Raw genomic sequence first — 26,451 nt, forward strand, 5'->3', positions numbered from 1 at the left:
TATTATCTTAAACAAATTTCAACCTTTTTAATCTTGGATTTAAAATCCAAGCAAAAACATCGCTTAAAAATGTAAAAAAAGCAGCAAGTAAAACACTAAAAAATATCAAAGCCAAAGCCATAGGAAAATCCTTAAAAAGAATGCTTTCAAAAAGCAAACTCCCAAGCCCCTCATAAGCAAAAACACTCTCAACCACATAAGTTCCCATCATAAAACTTAAAGCACTGCCTCCAAAATAAGCTATAATAGGGCTTAAAGAATATCTTAAAACCAAAAAATAAATATCTTTTTCCCTTAAGGCTCTAGCGTATAAATTTTGAACAAAAATTTGTGAAAAAGTTTCATTGATAAAATTTCTAGCTATGCGTAAAAACAAAGCTAAATGAGATAAAACAAGCACTAAAACAGGCAAAATAAGATGTTTTAAGCGGTTAAAAAAATCATCTTCAAAGCCTATATCACTAGTCCCTGTTATAGGCAAAACCTGCCAAAAAATTCCAAAAATCAAAACAAAAAATAAAGCCAAAACAAAAGGCGGTAAAGCAAAAAAGTTAAAGGCTAGAAAAGTGATCAATTTATCTATAAAACTTTCTTTATAATAATGCCCCAAAAGAGCAAGAAAAACACTGAGTAAAAACAAAAGCACTAAGGCGCTTAGGCTTAAAATCAAGGTATTTGCCATCCTTTCTTTAATGAGCTTTAAAACACTTTCCCCACTTAAAAAAGAAACACTTAAATCCCCTTTTAAAGCCTTAAAAAGCCAAATTTGATACTGCTCTAGCAAGGGCTTATCCAGCCCTAAATTGGCTTCTATTCTTTGAACCAATTCCTTGCTTTGAGAATTGACTTTATTTGCATACGCTACACTACCTTTACTAAAATAAAGCAAAACAAAGCATAAAAAAGTGCTAAAAAATGCGATAAAAATACTAAAAACTAAGCGTTTTAGCACTTATTTTTTACTCCACTCATAAATATTCCAAGTAAAACCTACTCCATGATGGCCTAAATTTCTTGCTTTAACACCCTCAAGTTTAGCATTATAAACTAAGGCAAAATCAAGATAAGTTAGAAAAATAAAAGGAGGATTTTCATACAAAGCATCTATAAAATCTTTATAATATTTTTTTCTCTCTTCTAAATTTGAAGTATTTCTTGCTTTTTGCAAGGCTATATCTACCTTTTTATCATGATAATGCCCAAAATTCCAACCCTCATTATTTAAAGCACTATCTTGCGAACTTTCAAACACTCTAAAGGTATGAAAATCAGGATCTAAAGGACTTCCCCAACCCACTAAAAAACTATCTACTTTAGAATAATCAAAACTGCCCGCAGGCTTTGCTACAACCTTAGCTATAACCCCTATTTTTTTAAACTCGCTTTGCAAAATTCCTGCCAAACTCACCCTTAGAGGATCATTACTCATAGTCCAAATTTCAAATTCTAAAATCTTGCCATCTTTTTCAAAAATACCCTCATCGTTTTTCTTAAAACCTAAAGCCAAAATCAAATCTTGGGCTTTTTTAGGATTGTATTCATAAGTTTTAAAAGCTTTAGAATCCGCCCAAGAACGCTCTAAAGGATGATTGGCTACAAAACCATAATCATGCAAAAGATTTTTGACTATACTTTGCTTATCAACAGCATAATTTAAAGCCTTTCTTATTTGAATATCTTTTAAAAATTCATTCTCTAAATTAAACATTAAAGCTCTATAATCAGCAGATCTTTCACGCAAAATTTTAAAATTTTCATCCTTTTTAAAAATATTCAATAAAGAAACATCAATCAAAGCCGCATCAATTTTGCCATTTTTAAGCTCTACGCTTGCAACCGAAGGATCAAAAATATGTTTGATGATAAGTCTTGGGGTTTTTACTTTTGTAAGATAAAAATTCTCATTAGCTTTAAACTCTACATATTCGCCCTTTTTCCATTTTACAAATTTATAAGGACCTGTGCCTATGGGATTTTGATTAAAAGAAGCAGTATTTAAGTCTTTATCACTAAGTAAATGTTTAGGAAGCATTCCTATACTTAAAGCATCTAAAAATGCAGGAAAAGGTTTAGAAAGCGTGATTTTAAGATGATAAGGATTTAAAATTTCTATACTTTTAATATCTTCAAAATTCACATAAACTGAAGAATTATTTTTAGGATTTTTAAAAGCTTCAAGACTGAATTTAACATCATCGGCACTAAATTTCACTCCATCGTGCCACAAAACATCTTCACGCAAAAAGATATCATAGCTAAGTCCATCCTTGCTAACATTCCACGACGCAGCTAAATCAGGCTTTAAGCTCATATGCTCATCAAAACGCGTAAGTCCTGAAAATACAAGATTAATCACCGCATCATGATCTTCGCTATATGCAGGATTTATCCTTGAAATTTCATTTTCCACAGCTACGATTAAAGTATCTTTTGGAATTTTAGCCTCAAGATTGAAAAACAATAAAAATAGTAAAATAAACCATCTAAGCACTTGTAACTCCTCAAATTTAAAATTAAAAAAATTATAAAATAAAAAATAAGAAGCCACAAGCCCTATAGGGGGATAATTTGCTTTAAATTATGGATTTTATTTATCAATTAAATTGCTTCTCACTACATTCATCCAATAAATACGCTATATGCTGCCAAGATATACCCGTAGCATCGCTTAATCCTATCTCGCAAGTGCTTGATGTACTAAACCCGCGCTTAATATTTGTTTTGGCATAAAATTTTTTAAAGCCCTTTGTAGCATTAATATTTAATTGAGGCTTGAAAAAGCCTTTGTATCCAGCAAACCCGCAACAATAGGTATCATTATCTATTAATACTTTTCCATTCGTGCATAGCTTTGCAAGCTTGATTATATTTTCATTTAAACCAAGCTTTCTAGCAGCACACATGATATATAATCCTACATTCTCATTGATTTTATCAATGCGTAACTTAGGAGCAATAAATTTTAATAAATACTCGCTTAAATCATAAATTTCATACTTTAAATGATCGCTAATTAACTTAGCACTACAAGCACTATGATCTAACACTATGGGCGAGTCTATATTGCTTAAAAAATCATTGATTTTTTGTATATTTTTATCTTGGATATCTTGAAAATTCTCATAAGCCTTACCACAACATAAATCATTGGGTGCATAAATAATGCCTATATTTGCTTTTTTACACAAGCTCTCAAATACTTCTTGCAAACTTCTTTTATCATGCATTTTTTCATTTGGTTTAAAGCTTTTATTAAGACAGCTTGTAAAATAAACCACATTATAAGCTCTTTTACGACTTTTTAACTCATAATCATTCACCTTAGGCAAATACGCCCTAGTTCTTGGTATAATGCTAAGAAAATTGCTTGCTTTTTCGAGCTTATTATCAAGACTTAAATTATCAAATTTATTTGCGATACTTAATGAAAATTTAGCAATTTTTAGAGTTTTTTCATGATTTTTATATGCTAGATTTCCTAAAATTTTAGATATAAATCCTATATTATTTTTTCTATATTTTAATGAAAAATCAGCAAAATTAATCCCCAAAGGACATGAAAAAGAGCACACCCCACAAGCAGCACAAGAGCTGTCTACTAAATGATTGTAATATTTTTTAATATCCTTTAATTTTGCTTTTGACTCATCATCATTTAAGCTTTCAAGGCGTTTGATCTCTCGTAAGATCGCAATTCTTTGTCTTGGAGTAATTGTATATTCATTTGATGGACAAAATCTTTCGCAAAATCCACATTCCATACAGGTATTTAATTTCTCATCAATCCAACTGGCTTGTTTGATATTTTTCTTATAAATATCTTTATCATCGCTAATGATTACATCGGGATTAAATAAATTATCCTTATCAAAGATACTTTTGATTTTTTTATTAATCAAATAAGCTTGCTTACCCCACTCTACCTCCACAAAAGGTGCCACCATACGCCCTGTGCCGTGTTCAGCTTTTATACTTCCACCATAAGAAACTACTATATTAGACATTTCTTTAACTAGATTTGAAAAATTATCAAATTCAAGCTTATTGTTTAAATCCGGTGTGATAATAAAATGGATATTGCCTGCTAATGCATGGCCAAAAATGATTCCATTATCACTAAAACCATATTTATAAAACAATTCTTGAATGCTTTTAATTCCATCAGCTAAATCCTCGATATTAAAACACACATCTTCAGTAATTACAGTTGAGCCTGCCTTTCTAAGACTAGCTGCTATAGGCAAGAGTGCTTTTCTAATCTTCCACCATAAATCATATTCGGCCTTATTCTTACTAAAATATGACTTATAAGCTAGTTTGGAAATTTCTTTTATTTTATTTATATTTTCATCAAGCTTAAGCTCATTACTATGCTCACTTTGGATCAATACACAAGTATTACCCTCTTTAATATCAGCTAAAATATCTCTTAACTCATCATAAGTTGATGCAGCTTTTAAACTTGCATAGTCCATTATTTCAGCAGAACTTATAAAATCAACTTTAGCAAATTCTTTTATAGTGTTTGCAGCATTATTGATATTATCAAAAAACAATAAAGCACAGGCCTTAAATTCCAAATCATCCAAAACAGCAAGCTTAACTTCGCTTACAAATCCCAAAGTCCCTTCAGAGCCAACAAGTAAGTGTGCTAAAATGTCTATTTCATCATCATAATCAACAAAGGCATTAAGGCTATAACCTGTGGTGTTTTTGATTTTAAATTTTTTGATTATTAAATCTTTTAATTCTTTATTAGCATTAATCTCTTCTTTGATCTCTCTAAGTTCATTAATTAATTTTTTATTTTCATCTTTAAATCGAGCCACACTTAAAGCATCGCTGGTATCAAGCATACTACCATTTGCCAAAATCACCCTAATACTTCTTAAGGTTTTATAGCTATTATCCTTAGTTCCACAGCACATTCCGCTTGAGTTGTTATTTATAATCCCTCCAATTAAAGCTGAATTTATAGTAGCTGGATCAGGTCCTATTTTTTTCTTCAAAAAAGCAAGACTTTCATTAGCATGAATGCCTACTACACCACATCCTAAAGTAATTTCGCTAGCGTCTTTGTTAATTTTTATTTTTTTAAAGGCAAATTTAATCACTACAAGCACTCCATCGCAAGAGCTTTGTCCACTTAAACTTGTACCTGCTGCTCTAAATGTTATAGGAGTTTTATAAGTATTTGCTAATTGAATAATTTGCTTAATTTCATCTTCATTTTTAGCAATAATCACTATTTTTGGAATATAAAAATAACATGACGCATCAATGCCATAAGCATAACATCTAGCATAATCATTAAAGATTCTATCCTTAAAAATATACTTAGCCTCATTATAAAAAGCTTTAAAATTTGCCATAGTCCCTCTTTTTAATTTATTATCAATTATATAATTTAATAATTTAAAGATAATTTTAAATTTATATTTTTGAGCATAAATTTAACCAAAGTCAATTTTTTTATTTAGATTAAAAGTTAGAATACGCTCTATTTTAAAAAAATTAAGAACTAAAAGGAAAACTATGACACAAGAACAAATTCAAATTATCAAAGATTGTGTGCCTATTTTACAAAAAAATGGAGAAGATTTAACAAAAGAATTTTATAAAATAATGTTTAATGACTATCCTGAAGTAAAACCTATGTTTAATATGGAAAAACAAGCATCTGGAGAACAACCAAAAGCCTTAGCTATGGCAATTTTAATGGCAGCTAAAAATATAGAAAATTTAGAAAATATGAGAAGCTTTGTTGATAAAGTAGCTATAACCCATACAAAATTAAATGTTAAAGAAGAGCACTATCCTATAGTGGGGGCTTGTCTTTTAAAAGCTATCAAAGTAGTATTAAATGCAGATGAAACCACACTAAAAGCTTGGGAAGAAGCTTACAAAGCTATCGCACAATTTTACATAGACATTGAAAAAGAAATTTATGCAAAAGCTAAGTAATCATAGGCTTTGATGTTCAAAGCCTATTTTAAAAATGCTATCCCTGCTTTAGCTATTTTTACATCCTCATCTAAGTGTGCTCCACCCACACCTATACCACCAACAACAACTCCATCTATAAAAATCGGCACCCCACCAGGCATAATGGAAAACTTATCATCTAAATAACGAATATCTTCAGGTATTTTACCATCTTTTACACCTTTAAAAATAACCGCTGTTTCTCTTTTTTGTGAAGTGGCCGTATAAGCTTTTTTATAACTAGCATTAAGTGTATGCACGCCCGCCTTATCATCTCTTAAAACTGCTAAAATTTGGCCAGATTTATCTACTATAGTAATACTTACATAAAAGCCATTTTTTCTTGCTTCTTTCTTTGCAAGCTCCAAAATCCCTTCAACCATTTGTGTAGTTAACACAGGCTCTTTTACAAGCTCAAAAGATTTTGCCATTAAACTTACTCCTAAAAATACACATAAAATGAGTAATTTTTTCATTTTTTTCCTTTAAAATTTTTCTACCGCATTTTTTGCTAGTTCTTTTATATCGCCTTTTAATTCACAAATTTGACCATTTTGTGCAAGTAAAATTCTATCAGCCATATCAAAATACACATCATCATGTGTGATAGCAAAGATTGTTTTACCTTGCTCTTTTAGCAAAGGTAAAAGTTTTTTATAAAAAAATCTTCTAAAAACAGGATCTTGATCAGCCGCCCATTCATCAAGCACTAAAATATCCCTTTCTTCAAGCAAGGCTATAAGCATAGCTAAACGCTTTTTTTGCCCTGTAGAAAGTTTGGTTAAGGTCAGTTCATTATCTTTGACACTTGTTTTATCTTTAAGTTCTAAAAACTCCAACCAAAAAGCAATTTTTTCTTCGCTTGCAAAATTTTCTTTATTTAAGGTTTTAGTAAAAAGATGAAAATCGCTAAAAACAGCAGAAATAAGAGATCTATACTCATCTAAATTTTTATCATCTATAAGCGTATCATCAACATAAATTCCGCCTTTGCTTGGCTTAAAAAGTCCTGTCAAAAGCATACAAAAAGTGGATTTACCACTTCCATTTTTACCTATTAAAAATACCAATTCACCTTTTTTAAGCTCTATATTTACAGGATTTAAATGAAAATTTTCTTCATAAGCAAATTGAGTATTTCTAAAAGAAATTTTTTTCCATTCACTGATATAATGTGTTTTTTTAAAACCTTCTATATAATCATCTAATTCCAATTTTGCGATCTTATCCAAAGCGATTTTTGCCAAAAGCAAAGTAGGAAAAGATCCTATCATAGATACTAAAGGGGTTCGTAAAAACAAAATAGAAAGAGCTATAGTTGTAGCATCTGCAACACTTGCCCATTCAAATTTTAAAGCTAAGTAAAACTCTACACCCACTAAAGCCAAAAGAGTTACATTTGTCCAGTTGTTTGAGAGATTGTTAAAAAGATTACCTAAAGTACTATTTTTCTTTTTCAATCTTGCATTATTTTCAAATTCATCTTCATAATAAAGCTTGGCTCTATCACGATTGATCAAAAGTTCTTTATGTCCATCTAGTATATTTTGGTAATTATTTTGCAAAGCATCATCATTTTCCCTTGCCTTTCTAAAATACTGATATACTTTCATCATCAAAAAATTATTAGTAATAAAAATAACCATAATCCATACCACACACAAAGCAAAAATTTGTGGTGAAAGATAACATAAATAAACACTAGTGCATAAAATCAATATACTTGATTGTAAAAAATCAGGCAATCTTAAAAGCCCAAAAGATATATTTCTCACATCACTTCCCAAAGAAGCTAGAATTCTTGCCTTGCCCACTTTTGCAACTTTTAACAAAGGAGTATCTAAGATCTGTTTTACCACGCGTCTTTGCATCTTAAAAATGAAATTTTGACCAAAAACACTTAATCCTAACTCTACTATGGTAGAGCTAAGAAAAAATACTATAAGCAAAGCGATAAAGTATAAAATAGGAATATTTTGTGTATTTTTAAGTAAATAATCATTGATAAAGACTAGGGTTAAAACCCCTACAGCGCTTGTAATAAAAGAAAAAATCAAAAAAGAGATGAATTTAAATTTATTTTGTTTAAGCAATTCTAAAATAAAAGGCATTGATAAAAACTCCGAAAGTATAATTAAAAAAATTAATTATAGCATTTTAAGAGCGATTATCAAAATTTATTTTATCCTTTACAAGAAAAACAGCACAAATAGCCAATAAAGCTAGAAAAATCATATATATACTCATTCCATATAAAAATGGATTTTCGCCTCTAGTAGCAAGAGCATTGAGCCAAAAAATAAGCTGAGGAGTAACCCCTCCTGCGATAGCATAAGCGATATTATACGAAAAGGAAATTCCTGAAAATCTTATTTTAGCTCTAAAAACTTCACTCATTAAAATAGGGGCAAAGACATTAATCCCACCTAAAAAACAAACACTTGTATATAAAATACAGGTTAAGACAAGATTTTTAAGATCATATAAAGCATAAAAATACAAGCAAGAAAAAAATGCAAAAACTAAAGAAAAGAAAATGCAAATTTTAAACAAACCTAATTTATCCACAAGATAGCCCATAAACACTCCACCTAGTGTTATACCTAAAATTCCTAAAACTTGTAAATAACTTCCTTCAATCGCACTCAAACCCAAAATACTTGGCATAAATTTAGGCATCAGTAAGATAAGCACTACAACACAACCTGTTAAAACCCAAGTTATAAAGATAGATGCGAGCATATTTTTGAAAATATTTTTTTCTTTAAACAAATCCTTAAGTGGAAAAGCACTCAAACTCCGTTCTTTTTGCATTTGTTTAAAAATAGGAGTTTCTTGTAAAAATCTACGCAAATAAATAGAAATAATCCCAAAAATTCCACCCACAAAAAAAGCGATACGCCACGCATAAGCTGCGATTTCTTCGGTGCTAAAAAAAGCATTGATCAGTAAAAATACCATACTTCCTAGTAAAATTCCCAAAGCCATAGCCGAATTTAAACAACTCAAAGAAAAAGCCTTTTGATCTTCTTTGCAATGTTCTCTTACAAAAACCCAAGCACCAGGTAATTCTCCGCCTATAGCAATACCTTGAAAAATTCTTATAAGTATAAGTAAAAACGGTGCTAAGAAACCAAGAGTTTCATAACCAGGTATAAAAGCCAATGTAAAAGTAGGAAGCACCATAAGTAAAATACTTAACATAAACATATTTTTACGCCCAAATTTATCACCAAAATGCGCCATCACTATACCACCTAAAGGGCGCGCTAAATAACCTGCAGCAAAAGCTCCATAAGTATTTAACAAAGTCCAAAATTCACTCATATCTTTAGGAAAAAATACTTTTGCGATATATTCAGCAAAAAATACAAAGATGATAAAATCATAAAATTCTAAAGTTCCACCTAGCGACGAAAGTCCTAAAATTTTAAATTCTTTTGTACCTAGTTTTGATTTTTTCATTATTTTATACCTTAAAGAATTTTAAAAATAACCATTATACTACAAATATTTATAAAACAAACAATCCTTTTCAATTTAATTTAACTCATTTTGATGATAAAAATCATAAAAATCAGCTTAAGCAAAATTTTTAATAATTTTTCAAAAAAACGACACAAGCTGTCATAAGAATACTTTATACTTTTTTTTGAAATTAAAATCAAGGAAAAAAAATGCAAACCCGAGCTTTAAAAACCCCAAATACTTTTTACAAGACAAAAAACTATATTTTTATCTATAGTAAAAAATAACAATATTTTAGCAAGGTAAAAATGATGATTATTGTAGGGATTTTAGGACTTATCATTAGTACAGCGGTTTTGTTAACTTGTGGAGTATTTTGGGTTTTATTTGGGATTGTGTTTTGGGGAGTGATTTTAGCTTTTATGCTTTTGGATTTAAGTGGAAGTTATGGTATGGTGGCACTTTATATACTTTTTATAGTGCTTAATTTAGTTTTAATTTACAAAATCATAAGGAGAAAGAAATGAAAAAATTAGCTTTAGCTTTAGGTGGAATCGCACTAGGTGCTTGTGGTGAAAAAATCTATAAAGGCATTAAAAATACTTGGGATAAATTGATTTTTAAAGATCTCATCACACTTAGAAAAGTCATCAAGCAATACGAAGAAATAGAGCAAATTTATCCTAGCTATTTAAACGATCCTAAATTTTTAGAATTTAGAAAAACCCACAAATACGATGCAGAAGCTATTCATAATATAAAAGATCATTTATTTAGCGATCTAAAAAAAGAAAAGCTTATTCAAATAGGCACTACAATGGAAGCTTTTATGGAATATAGCGATAAATATCTTCAAGATGATATAACGGCATTAAAAATCAGCTGGAGATTTTGCGCTATAAGATTAAAATTTGATAGTGCTTTGTTGCAGTTACAAGATATAAACAAGATAGTATAAAGAGTTAAAATGCAAGAAAATTTAAAAGAAATTTACAAAGAATTTGAATTTTTAAATACTCAATTTTCAAGCTATTTTAATGATGAAGAATTTGTAAATTTTAAAAAAGGTTTTGAAGCAAAAAATGCTTTAAATTACCGTGATTTTAAAGAATTTAGACTAGAAGAAACAGATAAAGAAAGGCTTAAAGATATACAAATTTGCTTATTGGCTTATATCAACTTTTGTAGCAGTAAAGATATAAAAGAAAAAAGAGTAGAGATGATTTCTAAAACCTTTATGCCTATGTTTCTTATTTCTAGGTTGTATTTTACTTTAAAAGAAGAAAAACTAGATATACAAATTCGCAAAATACTTAAGGAAAAAGACGAGTTGGCAGAGGAAAAATCTTTATGGATTTCCAAAGTCCTACCTTTTTAAAAATTCTTAATGGAAAACATATTGATTTTTGGTAAATAAAATATTTTAATTTATAAAATTTTTAAGGAGATAAAATGGCTTATAAAGTTGACAACGATTTGGAATTTTTACGAGAACTTAACGATGAATCGTTAGATAATCTAGTGTCTATCTTAATTAAAGATGAAAATGGAAAAACTAGAACAACAGAGAGTTTGACCGATAAGGATTTGTATAAAAAACATTATCCTAATCATGGTCAATATTTAGACTTGATTTTAGAAGAACTTCAAACTTTTGGTGGAAATACATTTGCAAATAAAATTAGAGGAACTGGAGTTGTCTATAAAGAAATTTTATGTGATGTTGCAGATAATTTAAAAGTCAAGTATGATAAAAGTGCAAGTATAGAAAATATAGAAAAAGCGATTTTACTTAATTCTTTTAATAAATCATTAGAGAATTTATCAGAAAGTGATTTGAAAGAAATTGCAAAAGATTTTTCTATAGATGTTAACACTTACACAATAGAGTCTATTTCTAATGCTATCGCAAAAACTAATAATCTTAAATTACTTTATCAAATTGCAATGTTAGTTGTAAATGCCATAGCAAGTAAGGTTGCAATTAATACAGCTATATTTACAACAAGTAGTTTGATAGCAGGAAGTGGCTTAGTTGGAAGTGCTGCAATTTCTGGTGTATTAGGAAGTACTGCGACATTTTTAGGTTCACGAGCTGTAGGAACTTTAGCAGGACCTATTGGAATGATAATCTCAAGTGCGTGGATGATAAACGACATTGCAGGTCCTGCTTTTAGAGTTACAGTTCCAGCAGTGATTTATGTCGCATTTTTAAGAAGACAATTTTTATACGAAAAGGAGATGATTAAACAAATGGAAGCAGAACAAAAAGAAAAAGTAAGCAATTTAAATAAAGGTAAAAAATATTCTGCGACTGAGCTTTTTAATCAAGAGCTTAATATTTTAATAGTTGGTGGCACAGGTGCAGGAAAAAGCTCTACGATAAAAGCTCTTTTTGAAACAGAAGGTTATAATCTTGATATAGAAATAAATAGTGGTGGCAAACCAGTTACACAAGAAATCAAAGAATATAAATTAGGCAATCTAACAATTTATGATAGTCCGGGATTGGGAGATTCAGGAGAAAATGATAATGAGCATATGAAAAAAATAAAAAATTTGCTCTTGGAAAAGGATAGCAAAGGAAATGCTAAGATTGATCTAGTTTTAGTAGTTGTTGCCGCCACAGTTGGTAGAGATTTAGAGTCAACCTATAAAACCATAAAAGAAGCAATTATGCCTTATATGGAAGAAAAAGAAAGGATTTTAATTGCATTAAATAAATGTGATAAAGCAGGCGCTGATGAAGACATTGAGTTTGATAAAGAAAATAATCAATTAACTCCAGAGTTAGAAGAGATTTTGGAAGAACAAGTCAAAGCAATTAAAGAAAGGATTAAAACAGATACAGGGGTTGATGTCGATGTAATATATTATGCAGCAGGTTCTACTTCAAAAAAGACAAAAATTAAAAAACCAGCATACAATCTTAATAAACTTCTAGCATATATTGTTGCTAAGGCACCATTGAAAAAGCGATTAGTTTTCTTAAAACACCAATCAAGAAATCAAGATGATTTTAAATATGGTGATAATAAAGAAAATTACACAGAAGAAATGGTAAAATCTTTTATTGAAACAATAAAAGAATATGCAAAGAATGTATCTGATTTTATAATAGAAGTAAAGAATTTTTTTACTTCAGATAAAGGCAAAGAGGTAGTGGGTGTAGTTAAGGATGTTTTTGAAGGATTTGTGTCAATCTTTGGTAAGAGAAAATAATGTTTTCTAAAATCCTTTCTGCCTTGTCTTTAGCAAATAGTTTTAAAGCTATGATTTTTAAACGCTTATCAAGTCCTGTCCAAAGTGCCTATTTGGGTTCTTTGGTGTGGGATATAATAAATATCCTTAATGGAGATCAACAAGATTCAGAAAAAATTTGTCAAATTTTAGATTTGCTTAGTGATTTTAAAAACAAGCATCCTGAAGACTTTGATAAAATTGTCGATATTTTAAAAGAGATTTTAGATGAGTATGAAAAAAATCCAAGCGAAGTTAAGAAAAATTTGAAGGAACTTTTCTAATATGCAAAATCTCTTAATTCTCTATAATCCTTACTATCAACAAGATGTTATAAAATTGCATTTAGAAATTTTATTAGACAAAGGTCAGGTAGCATTTGGTAAAATAAAATCTAAACTAAAAGAGCCACTTTCTTATGAAAGGGATGAAAATAAAATCTCACACAATCAAAAACTATCAGAAATTTACAAAAATACCTCTGCTGATAATCCTTTGCAACTTTTTTTGAGTGATTATGCAAATTTATTTGTAGCAAAAGTAGTAAAAATAAGTAAAGAAGTAGATAAAAATATCATTCCAAAATATTACCAAGAGAAAAATTTAGAAGTGGAGGATTATTTCTTAATCACAGATTTAAGAGAATTAGTAAGAGAAAATTTCACACTCATAAGAGATAAATTTTTGGCAAATTTCACAACAGAAAATAACCACACTTATGCAATTTATGGCAATAACTATTCTTATCCTTTGGTAGTCAAACAAAAAGAGGAAATTAATTATTTTTATGATGAGATAAACAAATACTACCTGAGCGTTTATAAAAATCAAGAGTATTTAAAAATGCAAGAAAATTTTATACAATTTATCTTTGGTAAAAAATTTTTTATATGCTACATCCTGATAGTATCAATAACCTTATCCTAGCAGAGCTAGAATTGCAACAAAACTTAGAAAATCCACTTTATGACTTCACTTCAATAATAGTAAAATACTCTAAAACTATAGAATATGAAATATATGACTTTGCCAAAAAGATATTTACAAAACTCATCAAGCAAAATTCTCATCTTTCGTCCATAAGTTATAGTATACAAGGAAAAGAATTTAACTTTAAGCAGTTTTTCATTAATAAACCTAATTTAGGAACAATTAAATTTTTACTTAAAAATAGAGAAATTCAAGAGCTTTTAGACAGAGATGTAAAAGGATTTATTAATTATGAATTTAATAAAACTTTAGATGAATTTCAAACGATACGAAATCATGCAGTGCATGCAAAATCACCGACTTTAGAACAAACACTAAAAATTCGAAATTTAATTTTAGGTATAGAAAATACTAGCATTTTAAAACGCGTATTAGAGTATAAATTCAAACAAAAAGGATAAAAATGATAAGACCAAAGCCTTTTCTTAAAAAATGTCCAAAGTGTGGAAAAATGTTTTTATGTACTCCTAAGAGTGATTGCTTAAATCCAAGTGATTTTTTCTGCGATAAATGTAGCGGCAAAAAAGATACAAGCTTGATAAGTAAAATTATTTCTGTAATTAAAAAGGTTTAAAATGTCTCACGATAAACTTGCAGTGCGTTTAGCGCAAATTTTAATGCGTTTTAATAATGGAGGAAGGTTTAGCCTAGAAGAATTAGCAAGTGAATTTAATGTCGATATTAGAACCATACAAAGAGATTTAAACCAAAGGCTTTCTTTTATGCCTATTAAAAAAGAAAATGGAAAGTATTTTTTAGAATCTTTTGCACTCGGCAAACTTAGTGTTAAAGATATACAAAATTTTGCCATGTTAAGCGGGATTCAAGAACTTTATCCAAAGCTAGATGAGGATTTTATAACAGATTTGCTAAACTCTAAAGTAAATAGCATTTTTATGATAAAAAACAATGGCTTTGAAAAAGTTGATTATGAAAATTTTAAAATCATCAGTGTTGCGATTTTAAAACACAATATTTTAAATTTTAACTATAAAGAAAAAAGTCGTGAAGTCAAACCTTATAAGCTTTTAAACTATCAAGGAATTTGGTATTTAATAGCTGATGAAAAGGATAAATTAAAGCATTTTACTTTTAGCAAGATTAAAAATATTCGCAAAAATGATGAAATTTTTACCCCTAAAGAAGAATTTTTAGACCAAATTCTAAATGATAAAAATATTTGGCTAGATGATAGCAAAGAAGCTATCGTAAAGCTTGATAAAAAAGCTAAAGAGTATTTTTTTAGAAAAAATATTTTAAACAACTTTGAACTCATCGATGAAGATGAGCAAAGCTATACTCTAAAAGTATATTTTTCCTATGATGATGAGCTTCTAAATGTAGTAAAACAATGGATACCCTATATGAAGATAGAAAAACCTTTTGAACTGAAAGAAAAACTAGATAGCATTTTAAAAGACTACTTGGAAAACTAATTTCTTAATAAATTCAAATATTTTTTGCTATAATCACGGTTTTATTTTAATGAGAGGAGAAAATTTTGGCAAAAGACGATGTGATTGAAATCGATGGCACAGTGCTTGAAGCGTTACCTAATGCAAATTTTAAAGTTGAACTTGACAACAAGCATGTGATTTTATGTCATATAGCAGGAAAAATGCGTATGCACTATATAAGAATCATGCCAGGGGATAAAGTTAAAGTTGAACTTACACCTTATAGCCTTGATAAAGGGCGTATCACTTTTAGATATAAATAATATAAGTTATTTAAAAGCTAATTTTAGATAAAATTAGCGTTTTTGCGACAAAATGTATCGAACTATATGAAGAGGTATTTTTAAAATTCACCACTTATTTTAAAAATAGTTGGTTATTCATAAAACCTGATGCAGTCGTAAATGAAGTGGAATTCATTTAAGGAGAACTCATGAAAGTGAGACCATCAGTTAAAAAGATGTGCGACAAGTGCAAAGTAGTTCGCCGTAAAGGCGTAGTTCGCATTATTTGCGAAAATCCAAAACATAAACAAAGACAAGGATAAACATGGCTCGTATCGCAGGTGTGGATTTACCAAAGAAAAAAAGAATTGAGTATGGACTTACCTATATTTATGGTATAGGACTTTTTACTTCAAGAAAAATCTTAGATAAAACAGGCATTTCTTATGATAAAAGAGTGCATGAACTAAGTGAAGATGAAGCAGCAGCTATCAGAAAAGAAATCCAAGAAAACTATATGGTTGAAGGGGATTTAAGAAAACAAGTTGCTATGGATATAAAAGCACTTATGGATTTAGGAAGCTTTAGAGGCTTAAGACACAGAAAAGGCTTACCAGTTCGCGGACAAAAAACAAAAACAAACGCAAGAACTAGAAAAGGTAAGAGAAAAACTGTTGGTGCAAAATCATAAGGATAAAAGATGGCAAAAAGAAAAATCGTAAAGAAAAAAGTAGTTAAAAAAAATATAGCAAAAGGTATTGTTTATATCAGTGCAACTTTTAACAATACCATGGTAACTGTTACAGATGAAATGGGAAATGCTATCGCTTGGAGCAGTGCAGGCGGTTTAGGATTTAAAGGTTCTAAAAAATCAACTCCTTATGCAGCACAACAAGCAGTAGAAGACGCTTTAAATAAAGCAAAAGAACACGGAATCAAAGAAGTAGGCATTAAAGTACAAGGACCAGGAAGCGGTAGAGAAACTGCTGTTAAAAGTGTAGGTGCTATGGAAGGAATCAAAGTAACTTTCTTAAAAGATATTACTCCATTAGCTCATAATGGTTGCAGACCGCCTAAGCGTCGTCGTGTCTAAGATATAAGAAAAAATTAGGAGAATTAATTATGGCAAGATATAGAGGACCAGTAGAAAAATTAGAAAGACGCTTTGGTGTTAGCTTAGCATTAAAAGGAGAAAGAAGACTAGCCGGAAAAAGCGCATTAGATAAACGCCCTTATGCACCAGGACAACACGGAGCAAGAAAAGGTAAAATCAGCGAATACGGACTCCAATTAAGAGAAAAACAAAAAGCTAAATTTATGTATGGAGTAAGTGAAAAACAATTCAGAAGACTTTTTGCAGAAGCTGCTAGAAGAGATGGTAATACAGGGGTTTTACTTATCCAACTTTTAGAGCAAAGACTTGACAATGTAGTTTATAGAATGGGCTTTGCTACAACTCGTCGTTTTGCAAGACAACTTGTAACTCATGGACACATTTTAGTAAATGGAAAAAGAGTAGATATCCCTAGCTTTAGAGTAGAAGCAGGAGCAAAAATCGAAGTAATAGAAAAAAGCAAAAATAATCCTCAAATCACAAGGGCGATCGAGCTTACTGCTCAAACAGGTATCGTTGCTTGGGTAGATGTGGAAAAAGATAAAAGATTTGGAATTTTCACTAGAAAACCTGAAAGAGAAGAAGTTATCATTCCAGTAGAGGAAAGATTCATCGTTGAGCTTTACTCTAAGTAATAGGGGCTAAATCATGAGAAACATTACAACATCTGCTTATACGCCGACAGAATTCACTATAGAAAATATTAGTGATACTGTGGCTAAAATCAGTGCTTGGCCTTTTGAGATCGGCTATGGTATTACCCTAGCCCATCCTTTACGCCGTTTACTTTATACTAGCACTATAGGTTATGCTCCAACCGCTATCCATATCGATGGTGTAGCGCATGAATTTGATAGTATGCGTGGTATGCTTGAAGATGTAGCACTTTTTATCATCAATCTTAAAAAATTACGATTCAAACTTAAAAGCGATTCCAACAAAGAAATCGTTGAGTTTAGTTTCAAAGGCCCTAAAGAAATTTATGGTAAAGATCTAAACAACGATCAAGTTGAAGTCGTAAATACAGATGCATATTTAGCAACGATCAATGAAGATGCTGAACTTAAATTTACTCTTATCATAGAAAAAGGCATTGGTTATGTACCAAGCGAAGAGATTAAAGAGCTTTTAAATGATCCAAAATTCATAGCTCTTGATGCTTTTTTCACTCCTGTAAGAGAGGCGACTTATGATATTGAGAAAGTTTTATTTGAAGACAATCCTGACTATGAAAAAGTAGTTTTAACAGTAACTACTGATGGACAAATCACTCCAAACGAAGCTTTTCAAAATGCTTTAGAAGCTATGTATAAGCAATTATCAGTATTTGATAAGATTACAAATGTTAGAAGCATCATAAAAAGTCAAGCTACAAGCAATGAATTAGAAAATACTAAATTATTGCAAAATATTACTGATCTAAATTTAAGTGCAAGAAGTTACAATTGCCTTGAAAAAGCAGGAATTGTTTATATCGGAGAGCTTGCTTTAATGAGCGTTAATGAACTTGCTGGACTTAAAAATTTAGGCAAAAAATCTTTAGATGAAATTAAAAGCATTATGGAAAGCATAGGCTTCCCTGTGGGTACTTCTAAGCTTAGTGATAATAAAGATTTGCTTAAGAAAAAAATCGATGAATTAAAAGCACAAAACGAAGGATAAAGAATGAGACATAAACACGGATATAGAAAACTTGGCAGAACTTCATCTCATCGTGCTGCCTTGTTAAAAAATTTAACTATAGCTTTAGTTAATAGCGGTAAAATCGAAACAACTCTACCAAAAGCTAAAGAATTAAGAGGCTATGTAGAAAGATTGATTACTAGAGCAAGACTTGGAGATTTTAACGCTCACAGAGCAGTTTTTGCTGCTTTACAAGATAAAAATGCTACAAATAAACTTGTTACAGAAATAGCTCCAAATTTCAAAGAAAGAAATGGTGGCTATACAAGAATTATCAAAACAAGAATTCGCCGCGGTGACGCAGCTGAAATGGCTTTTATTGAATTTGTAGCCTAAAAATTCCAGCTTAAGCTGGAATTTTAAAATTCATTTTTCTTATATTTTTCTAATTTACTCCAACTTTTTATAAATCTAAAAATTTAAAATCATCTTTTAAATCCAATTCTAAAAATAAAAATTCTTAAATGATTATTTAAAAAATAATTTTTAGCCAAATTTTTAACTACTTATGCTAATATAATTTTTTATTTTTATAAATGCAAGGATATAAAATATGCAAGAAAATTCTCGTTTGCGTATAGCTATACAAAAATCAGGCAGACTCTCTAAAGAATCCGTAGAACTTTTAAACAAATGCGGAATTAAAATGCATATACATGAGCAAAGTCTCATAGCTTTTTCAACCAACCTACCTATAGATATTTTAAGAGTTAGAGATGATGACATACCTGGTCTTATCTTTGATGGAGTCGTAGATCTTGGCATTATAGGCGAAAATGTTTTGGAAGAAAATGAACTCGAAAGAAAAAGCTTAGGCGAGGAAGCAAATTACAAGCTTTTAACAAAGCTTGATTTTGGTTATTGTAGACTTTCACTTGCCTTGCCTCAAGAGAAAAAATTTGATAATTTGAAAGATTTTGAAAATTTAAGAATCGCCACTTCTTATCCACAGCTTTTAAAACGCTTTATGAAAGAAAACAACATTCATTATAAAAATTGTATGCTTACAGGTTCAGTTGAAGTAGCTCCAAGAGCAAATTTAGCCGATGCGATTTGTGATCTTGTTTCAAGCGGTGCAACACTACAAGCAAACAATCTTAAAGAAGTTAAAGTTATTTACCAATCTCGTGCTTGTTTGATACAAAAGCAAAATACTCTAAGCGATGAAAAACAAGCTTTGGTTGATAAAATCATGCTTCGCGTTGCAGGAGTAATGCAAGCAAGGGAAAGCAAATACATCATGCTTCATGCTCCAAAAGAAAAACTTGATAAAATCCAATCCCTACTTCCAGGCGTAGAAAAGCCTACTATCTTGCCTTTAGCACACGATGAAAAAAATGTAGCCTTGCATATGGTAAGTAAAGAAAATCTTTTTTGGGAAACTATGGAGGCCTTAAAAGAAGAAGGTGCGAGTTCGATTTTGGTTTTACCTATTGAAAAAATGTTAAAGTGAGTAAAAAATGCAAATAATAAATTTTAACGAATTAGACGAAAAACAAAAACAAGAAGTATTAAAACGCCCTGCAATAGCAGCAAAAGATGAAATTTCACAGATAGTGAGCTCTATCATCAAAGAAGTTAGAGAAAAAGGCGATGAAGCTTTGATAGAACAAGCTTTAAAATTTGACAAAGCCCAAATTTCAAGCATTAAAGTAAGTGAAGAAGAGCTTGAAAACGCAAGCTTACGCTTGGATAAAGACTTAAAAGAAGCGATTTTAATCGCTTATGAAAATATCAAAAAATTCCACGAAGCACAAATTCCAAAAGAAATAGCCATTGAAACCACCAAGGGTGTAAAATGCGAAGTTTTAACACGCCCTATTGAAAAAGTAGGACTTTATATACCAGGGGGTTTGGCGCCTTTATTTTCAACGGTTTTAATGCTAGCAATTCCTGCAAAAATAGCTCAATGTGAAAAAATCGTTTTGGCAAGCCCTGCTAAAATAAACGATACCACACTTTTTTGCGCCAAGCTTTGCGGAGTAGATGAAATTTATCAAATGGGTGGTGCAGGAGCCATAGCAGCACTAGCTTATGGAACCAAAAGCGTTTTAAAAGTAGATAAAATCTTTGGGCCAGGCAATGCCTTTGTTACCGAAGCTAAACGCCAAGTAAGTAGTGATATAAACGGAGCTGCTATAGATATGCAAGCTGGACCTAGTGAAGTTTTAGTCATAGCAGATGAGAAAGCAAATGTTAAATTTGTAGCAAGCGACTTGCTTTCACAAGCTGAACACGGCGCAGATTCTCAAGTGATTTTAGTATGCTTAAGCAAAGAATTTGCACAAGGTGCGAGTGATGAAGTAAGCCGCCAACTTGAAAATTTACCAAGAAAAGAATTAGCGTCTAAAAGCATTGCAAATTCTAAAATCATCATTGCAAAAAACTTAGATGAAGCTCTTTTAATCTCAAATCTTTACGCACCTGAGCACTTAATCATACAAACACAAAATCCTCGCGAACTTTTAGATAAAGTCAAACACGCTGGATCTGTATTTTTAGGTGAGTTAAGTCCAGAATCCATGGGTGATTATGCAAGCGGAACAAATCATGTCTTGCCAACTTATGGACTTACTAAAACGCATTCTAGCTTGGGTTTAGCTGATTTTAGTAAAAGAATGAGCGTACAAGAACTTAGCAAAGAAGGCTTTTTAAATTTAGGAAAAAGTGTTGAAATTTTAGCTGCAAATGAACATTTAGACGCACATAAAAATGCAGTAACTTTTCGCTTAGAAAGTCTAAAATGAGTGAAAAAATCCTTTTTATCGATAGAGATGGCACCATCATAGAAGAACCAAAGAGCGATTTTCAAATCGATAGCCTTGAAAAACTTCGTTTTGAAAAAGGTGCTATCCCTACTCTTTTAAAACTTAAAAATTTTGGCTTTAAATTTGTGCTTGTTTCTAATCAAGATGGCCTTGGAACTCAAAGCTTTCCTAAAGAAGATTTTGAAATAGCACATCAAAAAATGTTGGATATTTTACAAAGCTGTGGTATAGAATTTAAAGACATTTTCATTTGTCCACATTTTGAAAATGAAAATTGCGAGTGTAGAAAGCCAAAAACCGCCCTTTTAGATGAGTATATCAAGCACAATCTTTACAATAAAGAACAAAGCTTTGTGATCGGTGATCGAGATACTGATATGATCCTAGCTTCAAATTTGGGTGTTCGTGGGTTAAAATACAGCGAGAATTTGACTTGGAAAGAGATAGAAGAAGAGATCTTAAATTCCTTTCGCACCGCAAGCATTTCGCGTATCACTAAAGAAACCAATATCCATGTAAAAGTATGTTTAAATGGCGGAAAGATTGCTATTAATACAGGAGTTCCTTTTTTCGATCATATGCTTGAGCAAATCGCAGTACATGGGGGCATAGGACTTGAAATTTCTTGCAAGGGCGATTTAGAAATTGATGAGCATCATAGCGTTGAAGATGTTGCTTTAGCTTTAGGAAGTGCCATAAAACAAGCTTTAGGAGATAAGATAGGCATCACAAGATATGGCTTTGTCTTGCCTATGGATGAGTGTTTGGCAAGTTGTGCGATCGATTTTTGCAACCGTCCGCATTTGGTTTATAAAGCCAAATTTAAAAAGGAAAAATTAGGCGAATTAAGTACTGAAATGATAGAACACTTTTTTTACTCGCTAAGCTACTCAATGGGAGTGAGTTTACACTTAAAGGTTAAAGGTAAAAACGATCATCACAAAGCCGAAGGGCTTTTTAAAGCTTTTGCAAAAGCCTTAAAAATGGCTGTAAAAATTGAAAGTGAAAATTTAGCCAGCTCTAAAGGGGTAATATGAAACTGATCATCATCGATACAGCATGTGCAAATTTGGCATCTTTGAAATTTTGTCTTGATAGACTAGGCTTTAATGCTAAAATCAGTAGAGATTTAAAAGATTTAGAAAATGCGGATAAGCTTTTTTTACCAGGAGTTGGAACAGCAGCAAAAGCAATGAGCAATTTAGAAAGCTTTAATCTAACAAATTTTATCAAAAATACCAAAAAACCCTTACTTGGAATTTGCCTAGGAATGCAAATTTTAGGGGATTTTTCAGAAGAACTAGATCAAGAAACTCTAGGCATTATACCTTTTAAAACTCAAAAATTTGAACTTCCAAAAGAGTATTCTTTACCGCACATGGGGTGGAATGAAGTTGCAAGCTCACACCCACTTTTTAAGGGTTTAAATGGGGCTTATTTTTATTTTGTACACAGTTATCATGTAGCATTAAATGACTATACCATAGCTACAAGTGATTATGGGGTAAAATTTAGCGCAAGTTTAGCAAAAGATAATTTTTATGGCGTACAATTTCACCCTGAAAGAAGCGGAGAAGCGGGGGAAATTTTAATATCAAATTTCATTAAGGATATAGCATGATAATCCCTGCACTTGATTTGATCGATGGACAAGTAGTGCGCCTTGTTAAAGGTGATTATGAACAAAAAAAAGTATACAAATACGATCCTTTAGAAAAATTTAGAGAATATGAAAACGCGGGAGCAACTTGGCTTCATTTAGTGGATTTAAGCGGAGCTAAAGATCCAAATAAAAGACAACTTGCTTTAATAGAAAAATTAACAAATGAAGTCAGTGTTAATTTGCAAGTAGGCGGTGGAATTCGCACCAAAGAAGAGATACAAGCTTTGCTTGATTGTGGAGTAAAGCGTGTAGTGATCGGCTCTTTGGCAATTACAAATCCTACGCTTTGTGTTGAAATTTTGCAACATTTTGGAAGCGAAGCTATCGTTTTAGCGCTTGATACGATTTTAAAAGAAGATTATATGATAGCTATTAACGCTTGGCAAGATACGAGCGATAAAAGACTTTTAGAGGTTTTGGAATTTTATAATATCAAAGGCCTAAAACACATACTTTGCACCGATATTTCAAGAGATGGCACCATGCAAGGAAGCAATGCTGAACTTTACGCACTCATCCATAAAAACTTTCCTAAAATTCACACTCAAGCAAGTGGAGGTGTAGCGAGTTTAGAAGATCTTAAAAAACTAAAGGGTATTTGTAGTGGGGTTATCGTAGGAAAAGCTTTATTAGATGGAGTTTTTAGCGTAGAAGAAGGGATAAAATGCTTACAAAACGCATAATTGCATGTTTAGATGTAAAAGATGGTAGAGTAGTAAAAGGAACACAGTTTAAAAATCATAAAGATATGGGAGATATCGTAGAGCTTGCAAAGCGTTATTCTCAAAGTGGGATCGATGAGCTTGTGTTTTATGATATTGCTGCAAGTGCTAGAAAAGAACGCATTTCAAGAGAATGGGTAAGCGAAGTGGCTAAAAATATCAATATCCCTTTTTGTGTAGCAGGCGGCATTAAAAGTGAAGAAGATGCAGCCGAACTCTTAGCTAATGGAGCGGATAAAATTTCTATCAACTCCCCTGCTTTAAACGATCCAAATCTTATCACTCGTTTGGCCAAAAGTTTTGGGGTACAATGTGTTGTAGTGGGCATTGATAGCTTTAAAGATGAAAATGGAAATTTAAAGGTTTTCAAATACACAGGTGATGAAAACACGAGTAAACATAGCGGGAAAAATACGATCGAGTGGATTAAGGAAGTACAGGATTTGGGCGCTGGAGAGATAGTGCTAAATATGATGAATCAAGATGGTGTTAAAAATGGATATGATTTAGAACAATTAAGCCTTGTAAAAAAAGAATGCAAAGTACCTTTGATCGCAAGCGGTGGAGCTGGTAAGATGGAACACTTTTTAGAAGCCTTTGAAATAGGAGTGGATGGGGCTTTAGCAGCTTCTGTTTTTCATCAACAAATCATTGATATTAAAGAATTAAAAAACTACTTAAAAACCCGAGGTGTAAGTATAAGGATATAAAAATGCAAAATTTCCAAAATTTAAATGAAAAAATCAATTGGCAAAAAGTAAATGGGCTTATCCCTGTCATAATACAAGATGCAAAAAGCTGTGAAGTTTTAATGCTAGGTTTTATGGATGAAAAAGCTTTAGAAAAAAGCTTAGAAAGTAAAAAAGTCGTATTTTTTTCGCGTACTAAAAATCGCCTTTGGATGAAGGGTGAAGAAAGTGGAAATTTTTTAAATATCGTTGATTTAAGCCTTGATTGTGATAATGATACACTTTTGATTTTGGTTGATCCTATAAGAGCTACTTGCCATATAGGCAATATCTCTTGCTTTGAAAATGTATCAAAAAATGCAGATTTTGTCTTTTTAGCAAGATTAGAAAAACTTATAAATTCACGTAAAAATGCGGATGAAAACACTTCCTATACTGCAAAGCTTTTTAAAAAAGGAACAAAACGCATCGCACAAAAAGTCGGCGAAGAAGGTGTGGAAACTGCCTTAGCAGCGACTGTTAAAGATAAAGATGAGCTTATTTGCGAGGCGGCTGATTTGATGTATCATTTAAGTGTTTTACTCGCAGATGCAAATTTAAGTTTTTCAGATGTCATCGCTAAGCTTAAAGAAAGACATAAAGAATAAATTGAAAAATATCATTTTAGGCTTTTTGATCTTTTTTATCTACCCTGCATTAATGATGTTTTTCATCTTAATGCATAGAAAATATATATCTGAAGTGCCAATGTTAGGTTTTCATACAAACATGGAAATTTTTAAACGAGCAGGTATTTATTATTTTTATCTTTTAGTAATTCATATCCCTTTATTTTTAGTGTGGAAAAAAGTTATTTCAAGGATAGAAAGTTTAGATTTTATAAATACTTTTTATTTTGGGATTGCTTTTAGCCTTTGTGTGTTTTTCTTGCTTACCTTGCCTTTAGATGGGCATTTAGCTTTAGTGCCTTTGCTATGCGTGTTGTTTAGTTTTGTCTTTGTTTTTAAATTTATTTATTTTTGTTTTAAGAAAATTTCTTATTTTACTTGGAAAAAACTTATTTTTATAATAACTACATTACTAGGTATTTGTGCAGGTTTAGCTTATATCTTTTTTTGCCTTTATTATCAACTTTATATTTTTGACAATTACGATTTTTTAGGTAAATTTTATAATATCCCTTCTTATAAAAGGCCTTTGAATTTTATATTTTAATGAAAAATATGGACAAAAAAGCCTAAAATTAGGCTTTTGTCGATAATCTAGGGTAAATTAATGCAAAGCTTCGTTAAGCTTGATCGCTTTTTTATTTAAACTTACTATCATCGCTCCGCTGATAGAATCTTGACGGAAATGAAGCCCATTTAAGCCTTTAAGCTCGATGCCCTTATAAATCTCTTTGCTAAAATCAAAATAAGGATTAAGTTTAGCAAGCTCCTCACGATCTTTAAGTAAAAATTTCGTTCCTTCAAGCACTGCAATTCCCGCATCTACGATACAATTATCACCCAAAGGAATTCCTGTTACTGAATTTGCTCCTAAAAGACAAGCTTTACCTACACTTATAGCATTTCCACTTGTTCCGCTTAAAACACCTAAAATAGAAGCACCACCGCCCACATCAGAGCCTTCACCTACGATAGCACTTGAACTTATACGCCCTTCAACCATACAAGCCCCTGTTGTTCCTGCGTTAAAATTCACATAGCTTGCACCTGGCATGATTGTAGTACCTGCAGCCAAAGATGCACCCATTCTTACTTTAGAGCTTTCTAGAATTCTTGTATTATCTTCAGGAATGATATGTGCTAAAAATCTTGGGAATTTATCTACAAAATCAATTTTTGGATATTGATTGCTCATTTTTAAACGCATTTCATTTTCTCTTAAATACTCAAGCTCGATAGGCTTATCATCACTCCAAGCTACATTGCTTAAAAGTCCAAAAGCTCCATTTAAATTTAAACTTCTTAAAGGAACTTTTTTAGTAGAAAGCAAATAAAGTTTCAAATAAACACTTTCCACACTCAAAGGCTCTTTATCTTCAAAAAGACATACAAAAGCAAATTCGTCATCTTTAAATTTATCTTTGATAATCTTTAAAATATCGATATTTTTATGTCCCTCTTCTTCTAAAAAAGGTTTAAAGCAAGCAAGCGCATAATCGATATCCTCAAGCTTAAGAATTTGTACAAATTCGCTTGCTTCAAAATCAATCTCAACACCCCTTTGCATAAAAGCTTCAAGCATAATCGCCGCAGAACCAAAATTTTGCTCATAATTTACCAAAGCAAAACTGGCTTGTAAAATTTTATTTTTATTAAGCTGACCACGATCAAGTCTTGCTATACCAAAAGCTTTAGGTTTTCTATATCCATTTTTTTGTTCAATTTGCTTGATTAAAAGTAAAAAATCTTCTTTAGTATTAATAATCATTTTTTCTCCTTC

General features: G+C 31.1%; 29 protein-coding genes and 1 pseudogene. 23 read left to right on the top strand and 7 right to left on the bottom strand.

From position 1 onward, the window contains the following. Positions 1-7: 7 nt before the first annotated feature. The 3 genes from KAR88_RS02195 to KAR88_RS02205 all read right to left on the bottom strand — a co-directional run bounded on the left by KAR88_RS02195 (position 8) and on the right by KAR88_RS02205 (position 5,372). On the bottom strand, positions 8-952 hold the full coding sequence (locus KAR88_RS02195) for an ABC transporter permease (RefSeq protein ID WP_002826841.1): 945 nt from the start codon (positions 950-952) through the stop codon (positions 8-10). Beyond that, positions 953-2,491, bottom strand: a complete 1,539-nt coding sequence (locus KAR88_RS02200; protein WP_060808245.1) for an ABC transporter substrate-binding protein — start codon at positions 2,489-2,491, stop codon at positions 953-955. It lies immediately after the preceding gene. Positions 2,492-2,594: 103 nt separating this feature from the next. Beyond that, the gene (locus tag KAR88_RS02205; RefSeq protein WP_002830135.1) at positions 2,595-5,372 is read right to left on the bottom strand and encodes an FAD-binding and (Fe-S)-binding domain-containing protein; all 2,778 of its coding nucleotides are present in this window, start codon (positions 5,370-5,372) and stop codon (positions 2,595-2,597) included. Between the two features lie 163 nt (positions 5,373-5,535). Here KAR88_RS02205 and cgb point away from each other — a divergent pair, with 163 nt between their 5' ends. After that, positions 5,536-5,964, top strand: coding sequence for a single-domain globin Cgb (gene cgb / locus KAR88_RS02210; protein ID WP_002777865.1), 429 nt, complete (start codon positions 5,536-5,538; stop codon positions 5,962-5,964). A gap of 23 nt (positions 5,965-5,987) precedes the next feature. Here the strand turns inward: cgb and KAR88_RS02215 are convergent, their stop codons facing one another. From KAR88_RS02215 to KAR88_RS02225, 3 genes are read right to left on the bottom strand one after another with little or no spacing between them, the layout of a single operon-like run. After that, entirely contained in the window at positions 5,988-6,461 is a 474-nt protein-coding gene (locus KAR88_RS02215; protein ID WP_002783438.1) for a DUF336 domain-containing protein, read from the bottom strand. Between the two features lie 9 nt (positions 6,462-6,470). After that, a complete protein-coding gene (locus KAR88_RS02220) occupies positions 6,471-8,096 on the bottom strand; it encodes a multidrug ABC transporter permease/ATP-binding protein (protein WP_002783440.1) in 1,626 nt (541 codons plus the stop codon). Between the two features lie 46 nt (positions 8,097-8,142). Further along, complete coding sequence (locus tag KAR88_RS02225; RefSeq protein WP_002786517.1) at positions 8,143-9,450, bottom strand: MFS transporter; 1,308 nt, start codon at positions 9,448-9,450, stop codon at positions 8,143-8,145. Between the two features lie 314 nt (positions 9,451-9,764). On the opposite strand from KAR88_RS02225, the gene KAR88_RS02230 reads away from it, so the two are divergent. The 22 genes and pseudogenes from KAR88_RS02230 to KAR88_RS02335 all read left to right on the top strand — a co-directional run bounded on the left by KAR88_RS02230 (position 9,765) and on the right by KAR88_RS02335 (position 25,218). After that, on the top strand, positions 9,765-9,980 hold the full coding sequence (locus tag KAR88_RS02230) for a hypothetical protein (protein WP_002779554.1): 216 nt from the start codon (positions 9,765-9,767) through the stop codon (positions 9,978-9,980). Then, entirely contained in the window at positions 9,977-10,411 is a 435-nt protein-coding gene (locus tag KAR88_RS02235) for a hypothetical protein (RefSeq protein ID WP_002779553.1), read from the top strand. Before KAR88_RS02230 ends, KAR88_RS02235 begins: the two co-directional genes overlap by 4 nt. Before the next feature lie 9 nt (positions 10,412-10,420). After that, positions 10,421-10,831, top strand: coding sequence for a hypothetical protein (locus tag KAR88_RS08800; RefSeq protein ID WP_002779552.1), 411 nt, complete (start codon positions 10,421-10,423; stop codon positions 10,829-10,831). A 74-nt stretch (positions 10,832-10,905) separates the two neighbouring features. Continuing rightward, the gene (locus KAR88_RS02245; RefSeq protein ID WP_002789740.1) at positions 10,906-12,675 is read left to right on the top strand and encodes a DUF3944 domain-containing protein; all 1,770 of its coding nucleotides are present in this window, start codon (positions 10,906-10,908) and stop codon (positions 12,673-12,675) included. After that, positions 12,675-12,977: a hypothetical protein gene (locus KAR88_RS02250; RefSeq protein WP_002779550.1), complete on the top strand. Its 303-nt coding sequence runs from the start codon at positions 12,675-12,677 to the stop codon at positions 12,975-12,977. The genes KAR88_RS02245 and KAR88_RS02250 overlap by 1 nt, the downstream gene beginning before the upstream one ends. A 1-nt stretch (position 12,978) precedes the next feature. Then, a pseudogene (locus KAR88_RS02255) lies at positions 12,979-14,084 on the top strand (HP0729 family protein). Between the two features lie 174 nt (positions 14,085-14,258). Further along, on the top strand, positions 14,259-15,119 hold the full coding sequence (locus KAR88_RS02260) for a YafY family protein (protein WP_002779547.1): 861 nt from the start codon (positions 14,259-14,261) through the stop codon (positions 15,117-15,119). 65 nt (positions 15,120-15,184) lie between these two features. Beyond that, positions 15,185-15,403: a translation initiation factor IF-1 gene (infA, locus tag KAR88_RS02265; RefSeq protein WP_002781436.1), complete on the top strand. Its 219-nt coding sequence runs from the start codon at positions 15,185-15,187 to the stop codon at positions 15,401-15,403. Between the two features lie 170 nt (positions 15,404-15,573). Further along, the gene (rpmJ, locus tag KAR88_RS02270) at positions 15,574-15,687 is read left to right on the top strand and encodes a 50S ribosomal protein L36 (protein WP_002781429.1); all 114 of its coding nucleotides are present in this window, start codon (positions 15,574-15,576) and stop codon (positions 15,685-15,687) included. A gap of 2 nt (positions 15,688-15,689) precedes the next feature. Further along, on the top strand, positions 15,690-16,055 hold the full coding sequence (rpsM, locus tag KAR88_RS02275; RefSeq protein ID WP_002779545.1) for a 30S ribosomal protein S13: 366 nt from the start codon (positions 15,690-15,692) through the stop codon (positions 16,053-16,055). 9 nt (positions 16,056-16,064) lie between these two features. Then, complete coding sequence (rpsK, locus tag KAR88_RS02280; RefSeq protein ID WP_002779544.1) at positions 16,065-16,457, top strand: 30S ribosomal protein S11; 393 nt, start codon at positions 16,065-16,067, stop codon at positions 16,455-16,457. A gap of 29 nt (positions 16,458-16,486) precedes the next feature. After that, a complete protein-coding gene (gene rpsD / locus KAR88_RS02285) occupies positions 16,487-17,113 on the top strand; it encodes a 30S ribosomal protein S4 (RefSeq protein ID WP_002779543.1) in 627 nt (208 codons plus the stop codon). 13 nt (positions 17,114-17,126) lie between these two features. Continuing rightward, complete coding sequence (locus tag KAR88_RS02290) at positions 17,127-18,140, top strand: DNA-directed RNA polymerase subunit alpha (protein ID WP_002779542.1); 1,014 nt, start codon at positions 17,127-17,129, stop codon at positions 18,138-18,140. A gap of 3 nt (positions 18,141-18,143) precedes the next feature. Next, positions 18,144-18,497 carry a 50S ribosomal protein L17 gene (rplQ, locus tag KAR88_RS02295; RefSeq protein WP_002779541.1) on the top strand — a complete coding sequence of 118 codons (354 nt, stop codon included), beginning with the start codon at positions 18,144-18,146 and terminating at the stop codon, positions 18,495-18,497. 217 nt (positions 18,498-18,714) lie between these two features. After that, positions 18,715-19,614 carry an ATP phosphoribosyltransferase gene (hisG, locus tag KAR88_RS02300; protein WP_002779540.1) on the top strand — a complete coding sequence of 300 codons (900 nt, stop codon included), beginning with the start codon at positions 18,715-18,717 and terminating at the stop codon, positions 19,612-19,614. Positions 19,615-19,621: 7 nt separating this feature from the next. Then, complete coding sequence (gene hisD, locus KAR88_RS02305; RefSeq protein WP_002822480.1) at positions 19,622-20,908, top strand: histidinol dehydrogenase; 1,287 nt, start codon at positions 19,622-19,624, stop codon at positions 20,906-20,908. Further along, positions 20,905-21,966: a bifunctional histidinol-phosphatase/imidazoleglycerol-phosphate dehydratase HisB gene (gene hisB / locus KAR88_RS02310; RefSeq protein WP_002781423.1), complete on the top strand. Its 1,062-nt coding sequence runs from the start codon at positions 20,905-20,907 to the stop codon at positions 21,964-21,966. The genes hisD and hisB overlap by 4 nt, the downstream gene beginning before the upstream one ends. After that, entirely contained in the window at positions 21,963-22,550 is a 588-nt protein-coding gene (gene hisH / locus KAR88_RS02315) for an imidazole glycerol phosphate synthase subunit HisH (RefSeq protein ID WP_002779537.1), read from the top strand. Before hisB ends, hisH begins: the two co-directional genes overlap by 4 nt. Next, positions 22,547-23,275, top strand: a complete 729-nt coding sequence (hisA, locus tag KAR88_RS02320) for a 1-(5-phosphoribosyl)-5-[(5-phosphoribosylamino)methylideneamino]imidazole-4-carboxamide isomerase (protein WP_002779536.1) — start codon at positions 22,547-22,549, stop codon at positions 23,273-23,275. Before hisH ends, hisA begins: the two co-directional genes overlap by 4 nt. Then, positions 23,257-24,024, top strand: a complete 768-nt coding sequence (gene hisF, locus KAR88_RS02325) for an imidazole glycerol phosphate synthase subunit HisF (RefSeq protein WP_002779535.1) — start codon at positions 23,257-23,259, stop codon at positions 24,022-24,024. The genes hisA and hisF overlap by 19 nt, the downstream gene beginning before the upstream one ends. A 2-nt stretch (positions 24,025-24,026) precedes the next feature. After that, positions 24,027-24,650, top strand: coding sequence for a bifunctional phosphoribosyl-AMP cyclohydrolase/phosphoribosyl-ATP diphosphatase HisIE (hisIE, locus tag KAR88_RS02330; protein ID WP_002821060.1), 624 nt, complete (start codon positions 24,027-24,029; stop codon positions 24,648-24,650). 1 nt (position 24,651) lies between these two features. Beyond that, positions 24,652-25,218, top strand: a complete 567-nt coding sequence (locus KAR88_RS02335) for a hypothetical protein (protein ID WP_002789753.1) — start codon at positions 24,652-24,654, stop codon at positions 25,216-25,218. Between the two features lie 57 nt (positions 25,219-25,275). On the opposite strand, the gene KAR88_RS02340 is transcribed toward KAR88_RS02335, so the two are convergent. Next, a complete protein-coding gene (locus KAR88_RS02340) occupies positions 25,276-26,436 on the bottom strand; it encodes a 2,3,4,5-tetrahydropyridine-2,6-carboxylate N-succinyltransferase (protein ID WP_025443272.1) in 1,161 nt (386 codons plus the stop codon). Positions 26,437-26,451: the final 15 nt, after the last annotated feature.

The sequence above is a fragment of the Campylobacter sp. JH23 genome (assembly GCF_017846595.1).
GTDB classification, from domain to species: Bacteria; Campylobacterota; Campylobacteria; order Campylobacterales; family Campylobacteraceae; genus Campylobacter_D; species Campylobacter_D coli.